This is a genomic window from Kribbella sp. NPDC055110, from assembly GCF_053607525.1.
Map to the genome: position 1 here is coordinate 488365 of NZ_JBSGTS010000002.1, position 16403 is coordinate 504767.

The 16403-nt window shown below is 67.1% G+C and carries 17 protein-coding genes and 2 pseudogenes; 6 read left to right on the top strand and 13 right to left on the bottom strand.

What is annotated here, in order from left to right; all coding sequences use genetic code 11:
• Positions 1 to 21 precede the first annotated feature (21 nt).
• From ACWF0M_RS05360 to ACWF0M_RS05370, 3 genes are read left to right on the top strand one after another with little or no spacing between them, the layout of a single operon-like run.
• Entirely contained in the window at positions 22 to 828 is an 807-nt protein-coding gene (locus ACWF0M_RS05360) for a 6-phosphogluconolactonase (protein ID WP_452234359.1), read from the top strand.
• Positions 829 to 859: 31 nt separating this feature from the next.
• Positions 860 to 2155: a family 4 glycosyl hydrolase gene (locus ACWF0M_RS05365; RefSeq protein WP_452234360.1), complete on the top strand. Its 1296-nt coding sequence runs from the start codon at positions 860 to 862 to the stop codon at positions 2153 to 2155.
• A complete protein-coding gene (locus ACWF0M_RS05370; RefSeq protein WP_452234361.1) occupies positions 2152 to 3138 on the top strand; it encodes a BadF/BadG/BcrA/BcrD ATPase family protein in 987 nt (328 codons plus the stop codon). The genes ACWF0M_RS05365 and ACWF0M_RS05370 overlap by 4 nt, the downstream gene beginning before the upstream one ends.
• Before the next feature lie 27 nt (positions 3139 to 3165).
• Here the strand turns inward: ACWF0M_RS05370 and ACWF0M_RS05375 are convergent, their stop codons facing one another.
• From ACWF0M_RS05375 to glnT, 9 genes and pseudogenes are all read right to left on the bottom strand, one after another.
• Entirely contained in the window at positions 3166 to 3810 is a 645-nt protein-coding gene (locus tag ACWF0M_RS05375) for a helix-turn-helix domain-containing protein (protein ID WP_452234362.1), read from the bottom strand.
• 42 nt (positions 3811 to 3852) lie between these two features.
• Complete coding sequence (locus ACWF0M_RS05380) at positions 3853 to 4224, bottom strand: FAD-dependent oxidoreductase (RefSeq protein WP_452234483.1); 372 nt, start codon at positions 4222 to 4224, stop codon at positions 3853 to 3855.
• Positions 4154 to 4642 (bottom strand): annotated as a pseudogene (locus ACWF0M_RS05385) (FAD-dependent oxidoreductase); the annotation flags it as partial. The pseudogene ACWF0M_RS05385 and the gene ACWF0M_RS05380, both read right to left, overlap by 71 nt.
• Positions 4639 to 5088, bottom strand: a complete 450-nt coding sequence (locus ACWF0M_RS05390; RefSeq protein ID WP_452234363.1) for a HutD/Ves family protein — start codon at positions 5086 to 5088, stop codon at positions 4639 to 4641. The gene ACWF0M_RS05390 and the pseudogene ACWF0M_RS05385, both read right to left, overlap by 4 nt.
• 4 nt (positions 5089 to 5092) lie before the next feature.
• Positions 5093 to 6268, bottom strand: coding sequence for an NAD(P)/FAD-dependent oxidoreductase (locus ACWF0M_RS05395; RefSeq protein ID WP_452234364.1), 1176 nt, complete (start codon positions 6266 to 6268; stop codon positions 5093 to 5095).
• A 1-nt stretch (position 6269) separates the two neighbouring features.
• Positions 6270 to 7613 carry an FMN-binding glutamate synthase family protein gene (locus tag ACWF0M_RS05400; RefSeq protein ID WP_452234365.1) on the bottom strand — a complete coding sequence of 448 codons (1344 nt, stop codon included), beginning with the start codon at positions 7611 to 7613 and terminating at the stop codon, positions 6270 to 6272.
• A gap of 12 nt (positions 7614 to 7625) precedes the next feature.
• The gene (locus ACWF0M_RS05405) at positions 7626 to 8312 is read right to left on the bottom strand and encodes a GltB/FmdC/FwdC-like GXGXG domain-containing protein (protein ID WP_452234484.1); all 687 of its coding nucleotides are present in this window, start codon (positions 8310 to 8312) and stop codon (positions 7626 to 7628) included.
• Positions 8312 to 9229, bottom strand: a complete 918-nt coding sequence (locus ACWF0M_RS05410) for a hypothetical protein (RefSeq protein ID WP_452234366.1) — start codon at positions 9227 to 9229, stop codon at positions 8312 to 8314. Before ACWF0M_RS05410 ends, ACWF0M_RS05405 begins: the two co-directional genes overlap by 1 nt.
• A gap of 29 nt (positions 9230 to 9258) precedes the next feature.
• Positions 9259 to 10584: a type III glutamate--ammonia ligase gene (gene glnT, locus ACWF0M_RS05415; RefSeq protein WP_452234367.1), complete on the bottom strand. Its 1326-nt coding sequence runs from the start codon at positions 10582 to 10584 to the stop codon at positions 9259 to 9261.
• Positions 10585 to 10811: 227 nt separating this feature from the next.
• Here glnT and ACWF0M_RS05420 point away from each other — a divergent pair, with 227 nt between their 5' ends.
• Positions 10812 to 12056 (top strand): ammonium transporter, encoded by a 1245-nt coding sequence (locus ACWF0M_RS05420; RefSeq protein WP_452234368.1) that lies wholly within the window; start codon positions 10812 to 10814, stop codon positions 12054 to 12056.
• A gap of 192 nt (positions 12057 to 12248) precedes the next feature.
• Here ACWF0M_RS05420 and ACWF0M_RS05425 read toward each other — a convergent pair.
• The 4 genes and pseudogenes from ACWF0M_RS05425 to ACWF0M_RS05440 form a co-directional block, all read right to left on the bottom strand.
• Positions 12249 to 12404: pseudogene (locus ACWF0M_RS05425) on the bottom strand (winged helix-turn-helix transcriptional regulator); the annotation flags it as partial.
• A gap of 97 nt (positions 12405 to 12501) precedes the next feature.
• Positions 12502 to 13482 carry a copper resistance D family protein gene (locus ACWF0M_RS05430; RefSeq protein ID WP_452234369.1) on the bottom strand — a complete coding sequence of 327 codons (981 nt, stop codon included), beginning with the start codon at positions 13480 to 13482 and terminating at the stop codon, positions 12502 to 12504.
• Positions 13479 to 13979, bottom strand: a complete 501-nt coding sequence (locus tag ACWF0M_RS05435) for a copper resistance CopC family protein (RefSeq protein WP_452234370.1) — start codon at positions 13977 to 13979, stop codon at positions 13479 to 13481. The genes ACWF0M_RS05430 and ACWF0M_RS05435 overlap by 4 nt, the downstream gene beginning before the upstream one ends.
• Before the next feature lie 74 nt (positions 13980 to 14053).
• Positions 14054 to 14371, bottom strand: a complete 318-nt coding sequence (locus tag ACWF0M_RS05440) for a hypothetical protein (protein ID WP_452234371.1) — start codon at positions 14369 to 14371, stop codon at positions 14054 to 14056.
• 303 nt (positions 14372 to 14674) lie between these two features.
• Here ACWF0M_RS05440 and ACWF0M_RS05445 point away from each other — a divergent pair, with 303 nt between their 5' ends.
• Entirely contained in the window at positions 14675 to 15562 is an 888-nt protein-coding gene (locus ACWF0M_RS05445; protein ID WP_452234372.1) for a carbohydrate ABC transporter permease, read from the top strand.
• Positions 15549 to 16391, top strand: a complete 843-nt coding sequence (locus ACWF0M_RS05450; protein WP_452234373.1) for a carbohydrate ABC transporter permease — start codon at positions 15549 to 15551, stop codon at positions 16389 to 16391. The genes ACWF0M_RS05445 and ACWF0M_RS05450 overlap by 14 nt, the downstream gene beginning before the upstream one ends.
• The last annotated feature ends 12 nt before the right edge of the window (positions 16392 to 16403 follow it).

Here is a 16403-nt window from a genome sequence, read left to right on the forward strand (position 1 = left end):
TCCTTCGTCAAAGGACTTCATATGCACGTGCCGCCCGAGATCCACGAGAGCCCCGACGACGTCGGCCGTCTCGCGGCAGCGGAGATCGCCAACGGCATCCAGTCGGCCGCGGACGCGGGCCGCCCGTTCGTCCTCGGCTGTCCCACCGGCCGCAGCCCGCTGCCGACGTACTCGCACCTGGCCGAACTCGTTGCCGAACGCAACCTCGACCTGCGGCACGTGATCATCGCCCTGATGGACGAGTACGTCGTCCGTCACGCAGGCGCGTACCACTTGATCGATGCCGATCTGCCGCACAGCTGCATCGGTTTCGGGCGGCGCCAGATCGTCGGTCCGCTGAACGCGGCCGCCGGTCCCGGGCGTGGCATCCCCGAGCAGAACCTGTGGTACCCCGACCCGGCGGCGGAACGAGGCGAGTACGACCGCGCCCTGGCGGCCGTCGGCGGCATCGACGTCTTCCTGCTCGCCTCCGGCGCTTCCGACGGCCACATCGCCCTGAACCCGGCCGGAACCGCGCCCGACAGCCGCACCCGGGTCGTCGAGCTCGGCGACAGCACACGGCGCGACAACCTCGAGACGTTCCCCTCGTTCCGGCGCCTGGACGACGTTCCGCGGTACGGCGTGACCGTTGGTGTGGCCACCATTCGGGACCTGTCCCGCGCCGTCGTCATGGTCGTCACCGGCGCCCACAAACAGGTCACCGTCCAGCGGGTCGCCGCCGCTGGCTCCTACGAGGCGGACTGGCCGGCCACCGTCCTCAGCGACTGCTCGTCCCCACGATTCCTGGCAGACCGGGCAGCCGCCGCGCTGCTTCCGGCCGCCTCCTGACCCATCCGCTACGAAAGGCACACTGTTTCTCATGGCACGCATCAAGCTCGCTTACCTCGGCGGCGGCTCCTCCAGGGCGGCCGGGACGATGGCATCACTGCTGTGGCACAGCAAGGAGTTCGCGGGCTCCGAGATCGTCCTGATCGATCTCGACCCCGATCACTTGGAAGTGGTCCGCTCGATCAGCGAGCGGATGATCAAGGCACAGGGCCTGGACATCACCGTCTCCGCCACCACCGACCGGCGGGCCGGGCTGACCGATGTCGACGCCGTACTGTCCAGCTTCCGCCCCGGCGGGTTCGCCGCCCGGGCCCTCGACGAGCGCATCCCGATCAAGCACGGCATCATCGGCCAGGAGACCCAGGGCCCCGGCGGCTTCTTCATGTCGCTGCGCTCGGTGAACGTCCTCAAGGGCGTCGTCGAGGACCTCAACGCGGTCGCCCCGAACGCGAAGATCTTCAACTACACCAACCCGGTCAACATCGTCTCCCAGGCCGTCTCGCAGTACAGCGACGTACCGATCGTGTCGATGTGCGAGGGACCGATCGTTTTCCCGCCGGTCGTGATCAAGGCCGCCGGCCTCGACCCGGAGCGCGCGCAGGTGACGATGGCCGGCGTCAACCACAACTGCTGGAGCACCGAGGCCCTGTACGACGGCAAAGACATCATGCCGCTCCTCGAGCAGGGGTGGGAGGAGCGCAAGGACCAGCTGGACGCCAACTCCCGCCGGGCGCTGCACCTCGCGGTGACCATGGGATCGATCCCGTCCGACTACTTCAACTACTACTACTTCCGCGAGGAACTGCTGCGTGAGCAGCAAGGCGCCGCGAAGACGCGTTCCGAGATCATCATGGACTCCGTGCCGGGTTACTGGGACCACTACCGCGAGCAGGCGACCGCCGACGCACCTGAGCTCGACCCGAAGCGTTCCCGCGGCGGTATCCACGAGCTAGAGCTCGCGATCGACGTGATGAGCGCGCACTACAACGACACCGGGGCTCGGCTCCCGGTCAACCTTCCGAACGCCGGCGGAGCGCTCCCCGGGTTCGACGAGCGCACTGTCGTCGAGGTCTGGTGCAACGTCGACAAGAAGGGCTTCCACATCGAGCCGCAGAAGCCGCTGCCGCACTCCGTCCTGGGCATCACCCAGGAGCTCGCCGAGTACCAGATCCTCGCCGCCAAGACCGGGTGGGACGGGACCCGCAAGGACGGCATCCAGGCACTGCTCGCCAACCCGCTCGTCAACAACCTCAGGGTCGCCGAGGAGCTGTACGACGAGATGGCGGCGGCGCACGCGGCGTACCTCCCGGAGCGACTCCTGCCGTGACCGATCTCTTCCTCGGCGTCGACGCCGGTAACACCAAGACCATCGCCGCCGTCGCGGACCGGCGCGGGAACATCCTCGGCCAGGCCCGCGGCGGACTCGGCGACATCTACGGCGTCAACGACCCTGGGGAGGCAGTAGCCGCCGTTCTCCGACTCGTCGACGAAGCACTCGCCGCCGCGCAGAACGCAGTACCCGGTGCCCATCTTGTATCGGCCGCGTTCCGCCTGGCAGGCGTCGACTGGCCGGAGGACACCGCACTCTGGACCGAGGTGCTCGCGGGGCACCTCGGTCCGGACGTGCCGTTCTCGGTCAAGAACGACGGCTTCGCCCTGCTCCGCTGTGGCGACCCGGACGGGGTGGGTGTCGCCGTCTCTCTCGGTACCGGGGCCGCGATCGCCGGCCGCGGACCGACCGGCACCGAGTTCGCCCTGTCGTTCTGGCTATCGCACCCCCTCGGCGCCGCCGGTCTCGTCGACGACGCCTTGCACGCGATCTTCCGAGCGCAGATCGGGATGGCGCCCGCCACCTCGCTGTCGCAGGCGGTCCCGCAGTACTACGAAGCCGCCTCGGTCGAGGATCTACTGCACAGATTCACCCGCCGCGAGAGCACCGAAGGCACCCATCACGACAAGGCGAGGGCAGCTCGCGTCGTACTCCGCGAAGCCGAACGCGGAGATCTCGTTGCCATCAGCATCGTCGACCAGCACGCCGAGCGAGTCACCGCCTACGTCGAGGCGTGCGCCAACCAGGTCGGCCTCGAGGAACCCTTCACTCTCACCCTCGGCGGCTCGGTAGCAGCGGACAACACCCTGCGCAAAGCCATCCTGCGAGAACTCGGCCGCCAACTCCCCCACGTCGACATCGCCGCACCAGACGCGGAGCCCGTCCTCGGTACCGTCCTCGACGCTCTGGCCGAAGGGGGCGTCCCACCCACACCCGCCGTACGCGCGACCGTCCTCAGACAGTCACGCGCTATGACCTGAGGCGCCCCCGTCGGGCATCACCCAGACTCACACCGACGCGTCCGGAAAGGCGATCACCGACAGGAAGCGGATCGGGAGTTCGATCAGGTTTGTGGGGCCGTGGGCTCCTTCGCCGTCCAACTGGAGTGAGTCTCCCGGTGTGAGCTGGTAGGTCTGGCGGGAGTGCCCGTACTCCATCGTTCCCTCGAGCATGTAGATGAACTCTGTACCTGGGTGCTGGAAGAGTGGATAGACCTCGCTCTTCTCGTTGAGGGTCACGAGCAGGCATTCGAGGCGCTTGTGCTCGCCGCGCAACGAGCCGAGCAACTCGTACTCATGCCCGACCTGCGTGCCGTTCCGCACGATCGGCGCCCCCTGTCCCGCCTTGACGAAGGCTGCCGGTCGCTCCTCGTCGGCTCCGCGGAACAGGGAGGTGACCGGAACGTCCAAGCCTCGGGCGAGCAGGGCGACCGTGCCGAGCGAACAGGACGTCTGGGCGTTCTCGACCTTGGACAGCATCGCCTTGGAGATGCCGACCTTGGCGGCCATGTCGGCGACCGACAGACCGGACAGCCGGCGCAACTCGCGCACGTTCCGGGCGATCGCGGCTTCCAGCTCGAGGGTCTCGACCGACTCGTCCTGGTGACGGTCGCGCGTCGTTCCCGCATTCCGCAGCAGTACGTCGTCGTTCATGCGTCAACCCTAGCGCGCCGCCGTCCACTGACAGTGAACAAGTCAGGCAACCCGAAGCTTGGCCGGTACCGGGGTACCCAGAGCGGTGTCAGCAATGATCCGGCCGAGCAGCGGCGCGAACTTCGCCCCGTGGCCCGAGCACGGCGACGCGACGACGAGGCCATCGACACCGTCGATCACGAAGTCCGCATCCGGGGTATTGGTGAAGATGCAGGTGGTTTCGGCGTACGGCTCGGGGACGAGTCCGGGCAGCGTACGACGGACGTAGTCGACGACCCTCGCGCGGTTCTCCGCCGACGTACCCCGCACCGGCTCGCTCCACCGAGTCCACCGGCCGTCCGTACTCGACCCACGCGCCTCCCGCCCGCGCACGATCGAGCATCGCGTCGACCGAGGTCTCCGCGTCGATGACACCGGCGCCGGGGTGCCACACGACGTCGGTGTCGAAGGTGATCTGCGGCCAGCGGACCGCAGCCTCCCGAGCGGTCACGAACTCGTGCTCGACTCCGACTTGGTCCAGAATCCGCGCGAGGCGCTGCGGTTCCCGGGCACGGCCGAAGTCGAGGCATCCCGTCCGCCGGATCAATTCGAGGCCGGTCGCCGCTTCCAGCTCATCCCACTCGGCGCGAGCCTCCTGGACCAGGGCGGCGTAGAAGGTGTCCGGATAGGCGTAGCGGAAGATCCGGGCGGACCCGTGCGAGCTTCCTTCGCGGTTGGCCGGCGTCGTGCGCTCGAGCACCGTCACCTCATAACCGCGCCGGGCGAGCTGCCAAGCGGTCGCGGCGCCGGTGAGGCCGGCGCCGACGACAACGAAGCGGGACGTCGTACTCACGAAGCTCCTGATGTCCGAATCCGAATTTGAGCAACGCAGTCACCGAGATCAACGATGTGATCGGTGTCGACACAGAGACCGTCCGCGGTCGGATGCAGCGTGACGCCGGCGGTGCACCGCCCGCGTCGAGTCATCACGTTGAGGGCGCTTGTGCGGGATGGCAGCGAGCGAAGAACGACCTCCTCCTCACCGGCGAAGCGGGCCTGGTCCCCCTTCTCGAACCACTTCCGCTCCCCACCGATCGTCAGCTCCAGCCGACCAAGGGCAGTGAAGCTGCGGTCCAGCCCAGGCAACGAGGAGAAGTGCGTGGCAACAGCCAGTTCGGCGACGCTGATCCGCCACAGCATCCGCCCATCGTCGTCATGGGCAACCGCAAGCTCCCGCGTGGTGCCTGCCCCGTTCTTCCACGGCATAGGTGGCACGTCGGCGGGAGTCAGGATCATCATCGGCTCAGCGCATCTCTCCCGCGCCCCCGTACGGGTGGAGGCTGGACAGCGGCTTGCCCTCGGCGAACCGCTCCAGGCGGAAATCCGACGCCGGAACATCCGGGTCGGTGCTGCCGCCGTCGATCAGCAGGTCGGCCACCAGGTCACCCACTGCGGGGCTGATCTTGAAGCCGTGCCCGGCGAAGCCGGCCGCGAGCACGAGCCCGTCGGGACCGACCGGCGCGATGACCGGGTTCCAGTCCGGCGGTACGTCGTACACGCCGGCGTAGGTGTGTGTGACCGCCGGATCGGGGAATCCCGGGAACCGGTGCATCACCTTCTCGGCGTACTTCTCGATGCTCGCCTCCGCCGCGATGTTCGAGTAGTTGTCGGGGTCAACGAATTTGTGCCGGAAGTCGGCGTGGTCGCTGTTTCCGACGAGGAACTGGCCGGCGCCCTCGACACGGCAGTACTGCAGGCTCACCAGGTCGGAGACGACGGGCAGGTCGGGCAGCTTCACGCCGGCGTCGACGATGAGCAGCTCCGAGCGGTACGCCTCGATCGGCAGGTCGACACCGACCGGCGCGAGCAGCGCTTTGGACCACCAGCCGGCAGCCACGATGACCGTGTCCGCCTCGACGACCTCGCCATTGTCGAGCTCGACTCCGGTGACCTTGTCGCCGTCGGTGAGGATCCGGGCGACGGCGGAGTTCTGCCGGATCTTCGCGCCCTTGTCACGCGCCTTCTGCCCGAAGTACAACGCGAGCTGGGTCGCATCGGCGAAGCCGCCGCGTGGCTCGTACGACGCCGACGCGACGTCGTCCACGTTGAGCATCGGCCACAGCTGTTGCAGCTTGTCCACATCGATCAGGTCGACGTCGGCACCGAGACCCTGGTGCATTGCGGTGTTGGCCTTCAGCGGTTCGACGTTCTCCTCTCCGACGAGGACGACGTACCCGGTCTGGCGGAAGCCGACGTCGGCACCGAGCTCCTCGAACAGCGGCAGGCTTCGCCAAGCCATCGCAGCGATCGACGGTACGCCGTAATGGACCCGAACAATGCCCGACGACTTGCCGGTGCCGCCGCTGGCAAGCTGATGGCGTTCGAGTACGAGTACGTCGCTGATGCCCCGGTCGGTCACTGCCCGGGCAACGGACAGACCGATCAGGCCTCCGCCGATGATCACGACCTTCTGCGCCATCTCAGAGTCCCTGCCCCGGGATCCAACTGGTGCCTGCGAGCGGTACGCCGGCCATCGCGGCCGACTCGATAGTGAGGGCGACGAGGTCCTCGGGTTCCAGATGGGTGACATGCGCCTTTCCGCAGGCCCGGGCGATCGTCTGGGTCTCCATCGTCAGCACGCGCAGGTAGTTGGCCAGCCGCGTGCCGCCCTCGACCGGGTCGAGGTTCTTCTGCAGTTCGGGGTCCTGCGTAGTGATGCCGGCGGGGTCCTGCCCGTCCTGGAAGTCGTCGTAGAAGCCGGCGGCGCTCCCCAGTTCTTCGTACGCCGCGGCGTACTTCGGATGGTTGTCGCCGAGCGCGATGAGCGCGGCCGTGCCGATCGCGACGGCATCCGCGCCCAACGCGAGGGCCTTCGCAACGTCGGCACCGGTACGGATACCACCGGAGATGATGAGCTGAACGCCGTCCGGCTTCTTGTGCACGCCGAGCTCCTGGAGAGCCCGGACGGCAGGGCCGATCGCGGCGAGGGTCGGGATGCCGACGTGCTCGATGAAGACGTCCTGAGTGGCGGCGGTGCCGCCCTGCATGCCGTCGACCACGACGACGTCAGCCCCGGCGTGCACGGCCAGCTTCACGTCGTAGTACGGCCTCGAGGCACCGACCTTGACGTAGATCGGCTTCTCCCAGTCGGTGATCTCGCGGAGCTCGTTGATCTTGATCGTCAGGTCGTCGGGCCCGGTCCAGTCGGGGTGCCGCGAGGCGGAGCGCTGATCGATGCCGGCCGGCAGGTCACGCATACCGGCGACCCGCTCGGAGACCTTCTGCCCCAGCAGCATGCCACCACCGCCCGGTTTGGCGCCCTGGCCCAGGACGATCTCGATCGCGTCGGCGCGGCGCAGGTCATCCGGGTTCATGCCGTAGCGGTTCGGGAGGTACTGGTAGACGAGCGTCTTCGAGTGGCCGCGCTCCTCGGGCGTCATCCCGCCGTCGCCCGTCGTGGTGGTGGTGCCGGTCGCCGAGGCGCCTCGCCCCAAGGCCTCTTTCGCGTTGGCTCCCAGGGCGCCGAAGCTCATGCCGGCGATGGTGACGGGGATGTCGAGGTGCACGGGGTACTTCGCGTTGCGCGCGCCCAGGACCACATCGGTGCCGCACTTCTCGCGGTAGCCCTCGAGCGGGTAGCGCGACATCGAGGCACCGAGGAACAGCAGGTCGTCGAAGTGCGGGACGTGCCGCTTGGCTCCCCAGCCGCGGATGTCGTAGATGCCCGTCTCGGCGGCCCGGTGGATAGCGGCGACGGTGGCACGATCGAAGGTGGCGGACTCGCGCAGGCCCATCCGCGCGCGGTCGTCAGCGGAGACAGTCATGACGGGCGCCTTTCAGTACTGGTTTTCGTGGGTGAAGTGGTAGAGCGCGCGGGCCGATCCGTAGCGCTTGTACGCCGTCAGGTCATCGTCCTCATGGCCGGCCGCCTTGAGCAGCCCGGCGAGCTCCTCGAGGTGCTCGGCCTCCATCGGCTTCTCCACACAGTCGGCGCCCAGCGACTTGGCGGTGCCGCGAAGATAGATCCTGGCCTCGTAGATCGAGTCGCCCAGGGCGTCGCCGGCATCGCCCCGCACCACCAGACACCCACGCTGCGCCATAAACGCACTCATATGGCCAATGTTGCCGCCGACAACGATGTCGACACCCTTCATCGAAATGCCGCAGCGCGCACCGGCGTCGCCGTCGATGATGAGCAGGCCGCCTCGTCCGGTGGCCCCCGCCGACTGCGAGACAGAGCCGGTGACATGAACAACGCCGCTCATCATGTTCTCCGCGACGCCCTGGCCGGCGTTGCCGTCGATGGTCACCTCCGCCTGCTGGTTCATGCCGGCGGCGAAGTATCCGACGTGCCCCGAGATCGTCACCTTCACGGGCGCATCGAGGCCGACGGCGACGTTGTGAGCGCCGGCCACGTTGGTGATCTCGAAGTCGCCGGACAGACCCTCCCGCGGCAGAGCGTGCAGCGCGGCGTTGACTTCGCGGAGCCTGGTCGCCGCCAGGTCGTAAATAGTGGTCGTCATCAAGCGAGAGCCTTCTCGAGGTCGCGGTTCCAGACGTAGATGGCCTCGGGTTCGGGTTCCCAGATCCGCGCGGTCTCGACACCGGGCAGGTGCGCGAGGGCGCGGTACTCCGAAGCCATCGCGACCCAGTCGTCCGTCTCGGCGATGACGGCGGGTTTGCAGGCAATCGCGTCGCGCACGACCGCGAAGGAGTCGCGATTGGAGACCAGCAAGGTGTAGAAGCCGTCGAACGTCTTGGTCAGATTAGTCAGCGCTGTCTCGACGTCCGCGCCGCCGGCGAGCTCGTACGCCACGAAGCGCGCGCCGACCTCGGTGTCGTTCTCCGAGTCGAACTCCACGCCGGCAGCCATCAGGTCGCGGCGGATCGTCGCGTGGTTGCTGAAGGAGCCGTTGTGTACAAGACATTCGCCGGGGCCGACCGTATACGGGTGCGCGCCGGACGGTGTCACCGCCGACTCGGTCGCCATCCGGGTGTGGCCGACGCCCTGCCAGCCTCGCACACCCGGTAGGCCCCACTCCTCGACGAGATCCTGCGGCCGGCCGACGCCTTTGAGTACTGCAAGGTCCTCGCCGAAGCCGCCGACAAGCACCTGCGGATAGACCTTCCGGGCCGCCGCAAGCAGCTCCTCGGAGGCGACGTCCGCGTTCACGAGGTACGTCGTACCGCGAGCGATGACCGAGACGTCGATACCGACCTCGGCCGCCAGGGCCGAGGCGACCTCGTCGGCGCCGGCGTCGACATCGATGATGGAGATGACACCCCTGCCGGACGGGGACCAGGTCGGGTCGCCGTACACGGCAATGCCTGCGGAGTCCGCGCCCCGGTTCTCCATCTCACAGAGCATGCCGGTGAGGAGCTCACCGAGTCGGGGAAAGAGCTCGGCGTTGCGCAGGTGCAACCCGACGATTCCACACATCCAAAGCGTCCCTTCTCGAAGCAGCGTGGTCAGAATGCTGTGAGGTAGCGGTCGATCTCCCACTGGGCGACGGCGGCGTGGTACGCGTAGAACTCGTCCCTCTTGAGCTTCGCGAAGTACTCCGCCACTCCTGGGCCGGCGACGTCGAGCGTGGCCATGACCGTCTTGTCGGCCTCGAACGCATCGACCGCGTGGACGAGGGTGGAGGGGAACGGAGTATCGGGACCGGTACCGATCGGACCGAGCTCGAGACCGCGCTCGATCCCGTCGAGGCCGGCGCCGACGGCCGCGGCGATCGCCAGGTAGGGGTTGGCCGATCCGTCGCCGCCCCGCAACTCGATCCGTTGACTGTCGGGCACACGCACATAGTGCGTGCGGTCGTTGCCGCCGTACGTCGGGAGCCGCGGCGCCCAGGTGGCACCGGAGGCCGAATAGGCCGCGGCGCCGGTGCGCTTGTAGGAGTTCACCGTCGGAGCAATGACCGCCTGCAGCGCTGCCGCGTGCTCGAGGATGCCGGCGACGAATGAGTAGGCAGTCTCGGAGAGGCCCAGACCGACCTTGTCTTCGGCCTCGCCGCCCGGGAAGACCGCCGTCTCCCCCGCGGCGTCCCGCAGCGAGAGGTGGAGGTGCAGGCCCGATCCCGTGCGGTTCGCGAACGGCTTGGGCATGAAGGTCGCGATCATGCCCCGTTCCGCAGCCAGCACGCTCAGCAAATAGCGCAGCGTCACAACGCGATCCGCAGTGGTCAGGGCGTCGGCATAGGTGAAGTTCTGCTCGAACTGGCCGTTGCCGTCCTCGTGGTCGTTGGCGTAGTTGGACCAGCCGAGGTCGTTCATCGCCCGCGAGATCGACGTGAGGTGGTCGTACATCCGCGTGACACCACGAGCGTCGTAACAGGGCTGGTCGGCCTCGTCGGCGGAGTCGGCCGTGACGAGCCTGCCGTCCGCGAGCTTCTTGACCAGGAAGTACTCCACCTCGGCTCCGGCGTAGACACTGAATCCGGTCTCGGCGGCGTTCGCGAGGATCGACTTGAGGATCACTCGCGGCGCGAACGGCCATGGCTTGCCGTCCACATGCGGATCACAGTGCACGAGCGCGAGGCCCTCTTTCACGAACGGAATCGGGGTGAACGACGCCGGATCCGGCACAGCGATCAGGTCGGGATCGTGCGGCGCCTGACCGATCGCGCCGACGGCGTACCCGGCAAAGCCGGCACCGTCCTCGATCAACTGCTCGATGGCTTCGACCGGGACGAGCTTCGCGCACGGCTTGCCGTTGAGATCGACGAACAGCGCCAGGATGAACTGCGTCCCGGCGGCCTCGGCAAGGACCTTCAGGTCAGGCAGGGAGGGCATCGAGATTCTCCTCGGCGTCTACTGTCATGAATCATGATCTACGGTCAGTAGACAGTCAAGGCGCTGGACGTTTCCTCGGCATTTCCGGTCGGTGAGCTTCTCGTGACGGCGACCAGAGGCGCCGCAGTTCACAGCGCCGTTACACATCCGCCGTGTCCACGCAAAGGAAACAGTGTCCACTCTTGCGAGACGGCGCGAAGCGGCGCCCTATCCCCTCAGGAGACGAGATGGACACTGGAACCACAGCCTTCATGCTGTGCTGCATCATCGGGCTGACGATCATGATCCCGGGCCTGGCGCTCTTCTACGGCGGCATGGTCAGCGTGAAGAGCTCGATCAACATGATCATGATGACCTTCGGAGCTGTCGCGATCGTCGGTGTGCTGTGGGTGCTGTTCGGCTTCTCGATGACCTTCGGTACCAGCCACGGCGGCTTCGTCGGCAGCCTCAGCGAGTTCGCCGGCATGAAATCGATGCTCGACCCGATGACCACCATCAAGGGCCTGCCGCTGAGCCTGTTCAGCCTCTTCCAGGCACTCTTCGCCGCGCTGACGGTGGCCATCGTGTCCGGTGCCGCGGCCGACCGGATGAAGTTCTCCGCCTGGATGGTGTTCGCCGCCGTCTGGGCCGTCGCCGTCTACTTCCCGGTCGCCCACTGGGTCTTCGCCTTCGACGGTGTCTCGACGCCCGATGCCACGGGCGGCTGGATCGCCAACAAACTCAAGGCGATCGACTTCGCCGGCGGTACGGCGGTGCACATCAACGCCGGCGCAGCCGCCTTCGCACTCGCAATCGTGCTCGGCAAGTCCAAGGACTGGAGCGCCCGCAAGCCGCACAACGTGCCGCTCACGATCCTCGGCGCCGGCCTGCTCTGGGCAGGCTGGTACGCCTTCAACGGCGGCTCCGCCCTCTCGGCCGGCAAGCCCGCCGCAATCGTCATGGTCACCACCTTCACCGCGACCTGCGCCGCCACTCTGGCCTGGCTCGGCGTGGAGAAACTGAAGGACGGCCACGTCACCGGCATCGGCGCCGCGACCGGCGCCATCACCGGCCTCGTCGCCATCACCCCCGCCTGCGGCGCGGTCACACCGATCGGCGCGATCTTCGTCGGCGCCATCCCCGCCCTCATCTGTCCGTTCGCCGTCGGCCTCAAGCACCGCTTCGGGTACGACGACTCCACCGACGTCGTGGGCGTCCACCTGGTCGGCGGCATCATCGGCACCCTGCTGATCGGCTTCTTCGCCAACTCCACGATGCCCAACGGCCAGAACGGCATCCTCTACGGCGGCGGCATCGGGCTGCTTGGGAAGCAAGCCGCAGCAGCAGGCTCAGTACTCGTCTATTCGTTCGCATTGGCATTCGTCATCGCCTTGGCCATCAAGAAGACCATCGGCATCCGCATCTCCGCCGAGGACGAGGAGATCGGCATCGACACCAAACTCCACCGCGACCCAGCCTACGAACTCGTCTGAGGAGCACCGTTCGGACAACAACCAGTGCTTGGGTGCCCGGGTCAGCAAGCAGTTCCGCCAGGCTGCTGAACACCCGGGCACCGACGGCTGCAAGCGTCGTACGGTCGTGTTCCTCCTGCGCAGGCAGCCACAAGCTGCGGGGCATGGAGCGACAGCCATCCCATGAGATCGCCGAGCCCCTTCGCCCAGCGCGGTGACCGCATACGTCACCCGCGGAGGCACCGTCTCGGTCGCGGTCCGCGCCACGAGGCCGTCGCGCGTCAGACTCCGCAGGGTCTGCGCAAGCATCTTGTCGCTCACCCCACCGACCCGCGATGTGATCCGGCACCAGCCGCCCCGGACAGGCATCCCGGAGGTACTCCGCGTCAACCCGCTTCATCCTGCTCACTCCACCACGATACGAATCACGGCTCTGTCGCAGATCCGCTCTCACACTCCGGAGGTTTCAGAGTGGGCGGGCGAGGGCCGTGGCGACGGCGATCGCTGCCGCCATGACGGTGATCTCGAGCGTCGCGAAGGTCAGGAATGCCGTTCGCTCGCCGCGGGCAACGACTGGGAGGATCCGCCACCGGGTGTACCCGCCCAGGCCGGCCAGGGCGACAACGCACGCCAGCTTCGCGAGGACGAGCCAGCCCGCAGGAGTGCCGGTCAGCGCTCCGAGCACTTGCGGGACTCGTGGCAATGCCTGGCGGGTGAGGCGAGACGGCGTGAGGAGCAGGCCGGTGATCAGGACCGTGATGATCGAGAGCTCGGCGACCCTCGAGAACCGCGGTAATACCTCTGCGAGCACGACGCGATCTGACGTCACGACAACGGCGACCGCGCCGAGGCCACCGACCCAGGCCGCCACTGCGACGACGTGAAGCCCGATCGCCGTCATCGTGAGCCACGGCTGCGAGCCTTGCGAGGCGTGACCGGACAGCGGTACCGCGATCACTCCGACAGCGGCCGGCACCAGCCCGGCGACCTGCTGCCACCGCCGAGTCCCCTGTGAACAGACCATGACCACCACGGCCGCGGCGATACTCGACAACAGCCCTCGCCCGCCGCAGATCTCCAACCCATAGGACCATTCGTCTCCGATCGCCGCCACTCGCTCGGCCGGCGAGAGCTCCGACGCCTGCAGCCACAAGGTAATGGCCAGCGTCAGCACCCAGCCGACGGCGGAGGCGAGCACGGCCCGCCTGCTGACCGAGTCGAGTTCGGACGCGTTCGGTAACAGCAGCCTCAACAGTCCGAGGCCGAACGTTGCCACCGCCAACGAGGTCGCCATCAGCCGAACGACAGGGACCGCGGTTCGGATCACCACCCCTGCCTCCGGCAGGCCGATGACCGAGGGTGGCCACGTCAACGCGACACCCGTCGCGAGTGCCGCGACGGCCACACAACTGGCCGTTGCCCCCAGCAACGCCGCCTGCCGAGTCACCTCGCGATCATGCGACGGCGTGCGCCCCACAACGCGGCCCCCAGTGCTGTCAGCACCAGCACAGACAGAACCCAGCCCAAGCTCCGCGACGGCTTCGTTCGGGCGAGCAGCGCCACGCCATCCTGTGTGTACGACACGGTCACGGCGATCCGGCCGGCGACCGGATGACTGTCGGCGGCAACTACCCGATAGCTGAACACGTAGCGCCCGTGAGGCCCCAGTTCCCCCACGGCCGCGCTGATGCTGTGCCCTTCGATCTGCACCGGCCCGATCGGCCAGCTCGACCCATCGGGTCCGGTCACGAGGATCGTCGTGTAGCCATGGAACTGCTGCAACTGCTGGTCGAACGTGAACGACACCCGCGGTGGACCAACGGCAAGCACCACACCGTCTCGCGGCACGCTCGCGATCAGCCTCGTGTGCGCGGCGGCCGGAGCAGGAAACGCGGCCAGCGACGTCAAAGCCACAGCAACCGCAGCCAGCAGAACCCGTCGCAACCTGATCACCACCTTCGTCCGACCGACGGCGTTCCCGCCGGGCATACCATCCCAGCGGGAACGCTTGACGGGCCTCAGTGCTGGTGGCTGCCGTCGCCGCCCTTGGCGTCATGGCCGGTGACCGCCAGCGCGGCGGTGTCCAGAACGAACGGTGTCAGGTGGCCGGTCGTCCAGGCCCATGGGTCCTTGAGCGTCGGGCCGAAACCGAGCAGTGGCTGATCGAGGTGCTCGTACTGCAGGTGGTCGGTGTCGTACTTGATCGCGGCGCCGACGTTCGCCACCGGCGTCGGGTGATCATGTGCCGACGCGGTCGGTGCCGTCAGCAACGCCGCACCACCGACCAGCGCGATCGCGGCCGGAACGCTGAGCAACCGGGCTTTGTATTTGGACATGGCAATCTCCTGTCATCAAAAGGGAACGAATCCATGCCGAAACCACCTGAGATATCGGCATGGAGAGACCGGGCAGCAAACAGCCGCCCGAAGTGAGCCGGGATCGGCTCACGGAAGGATCAACCGGACAACGAATCCGTCAACACGCAGCACTCGACACTCGACCGAAGTCGATGTGCCGGCGGCGTACGAGGTTGATCACGCTAAGTACTGTACAGATGACACAACGAAAGTCTAGTAATTCAGTCTTATAAGTTGAGATAGAGCTTCCTGCCGCACACTCGTCGCTTACCGTCAGTGCCCGTGAGGAAGACATCTCCGACGCGGCGTCGTCGCGGCGACAGCCTGGCAGGCTACGCGTTGCTTGCCCCGAGCATCTTCGGCATCTCCGTCTTCCTGTTGCTGCCGGTCCTCGTCGTCGTGTGGCTGAGCTTCCAGAAGTGGGACCTGGTCGGCCCGATCACCTTCGCCGGACTCTCGAACTGGCAGGCGGTTCTGACCGATCCGACGTTCGTCCACTCCCTGCTGGTGACGCTGCTCTTCGTCCTGCTGGTCATCCCCGTCCAGACCGGACTCGGTCTGCTGGTCGCGGTCCTGCTGAGCCGGAGGCTGCCGGGATCCGGAGTGTTCCGGGTCATCTTCGTCATTCCCTGGGTATGCGCGCCGCTGGCGCTCGGCGTCGTTTGGAGCTGGATCTTCCAGCCGTCCAACGGAGCGCTCAACGCAGTGCTCGGCACGCACGTCGCCTGGCTGACCGAGTCGGCGCTCGCGCTGCCCGCCGTTGCCCTCGTCAGCATCTGGTCGCAGGTCGGGTACGTCGCACTCTTCTTCATGGCGGGTCTGTCGGTGATCCCGGACGATATCGTCGAGGCCGCCCGTGTCGACGGCGCCGGCGCGCGCCGGATCTTCTGGAGCATCAAGCTACCGCTACTCCGGCCGACGCTGTTCTTCGTCCTGGTCACCTCGATCATCTCGTCCTTCCAGGCCTTCGACACGATCTACTCCCTGACCCAAGGCGGGCCGCTCGACGCCACCGATGTCATTGCCTACCGCATCTACAAGCAGGCGTTCGTGAACTTCGACATCGGCCAGGCAGCTGTCACCGCGGTCGTACTCTTCGTGGCCGTCGTCGCGGTCACGATCGGCCAGAACCTCTACTTCCGCCGAAAGATCACCTATGACCTCGGTTGACACCCGCGGTACCGCCGGTACAGCAACGACGTACGCCATACTTCTCGCCGGTACGGTCGTCACCCTGGCACCGTTCGTCCTCAGCGTGATGACTTCGGTCAAGACACCGGGGCAGTTCGCGACGGAGTCGTCCCTCGCGCCGCCGAGCCCGTTCACCGGCCGGAACTACGTCGATCTGTTCAGCGGGAACTTCGTGGACTTCGGCCGGGCGGTCGGCGTTACGGCCGGCTACGTGGTCGTCGTACTGGCCGGACAGCTCCTGTTCTCGATCCTGGCCGCGTATGCGTTCGCGCGGCTTCGCTTCCCGGGCCGCGACGTCGTGTTCTGGCTCTACCTGTCGACGCTCATGATTCCGCCGATCGCCACCATCGTGCCGCTGTACCTGATGATGTCGGAAGCCGGACTGCGCAACACGTTCTGGGGACTCGTACTGCCGTACCTCTTCGGGTCGCCGTACGCGATCTTCCTGCTCCGCGAGTACTTCCGCGGCATCCCGCAGGACATCGTCGACGCCGCCCGGATCGACGGCGCCGGGACCTGGCAGATCCTGACCCGGATCATGGTTCCGCTGTCCCGCCCGATCATCGTGACGCTGGCGGTCGTCACGATCGTCTCGCACTGGAACAACTTCCTCTGGCCACTGATCATCACCAGCGGAAACCAGTGGAGCGTGATCACCGTCGCGACCGCCTCCATGCAGAGCCAGTACAACGGCAACTGGACGCTCGTCACGGCGGCCACCACTTTCGCCCTGACACCGCTGATCATCATCTTCCTCGCGTTCAACCGGCAGATCATCCGATCGATCGCCATCACCAGCTTCCGCTGAAAGGAATCCTTC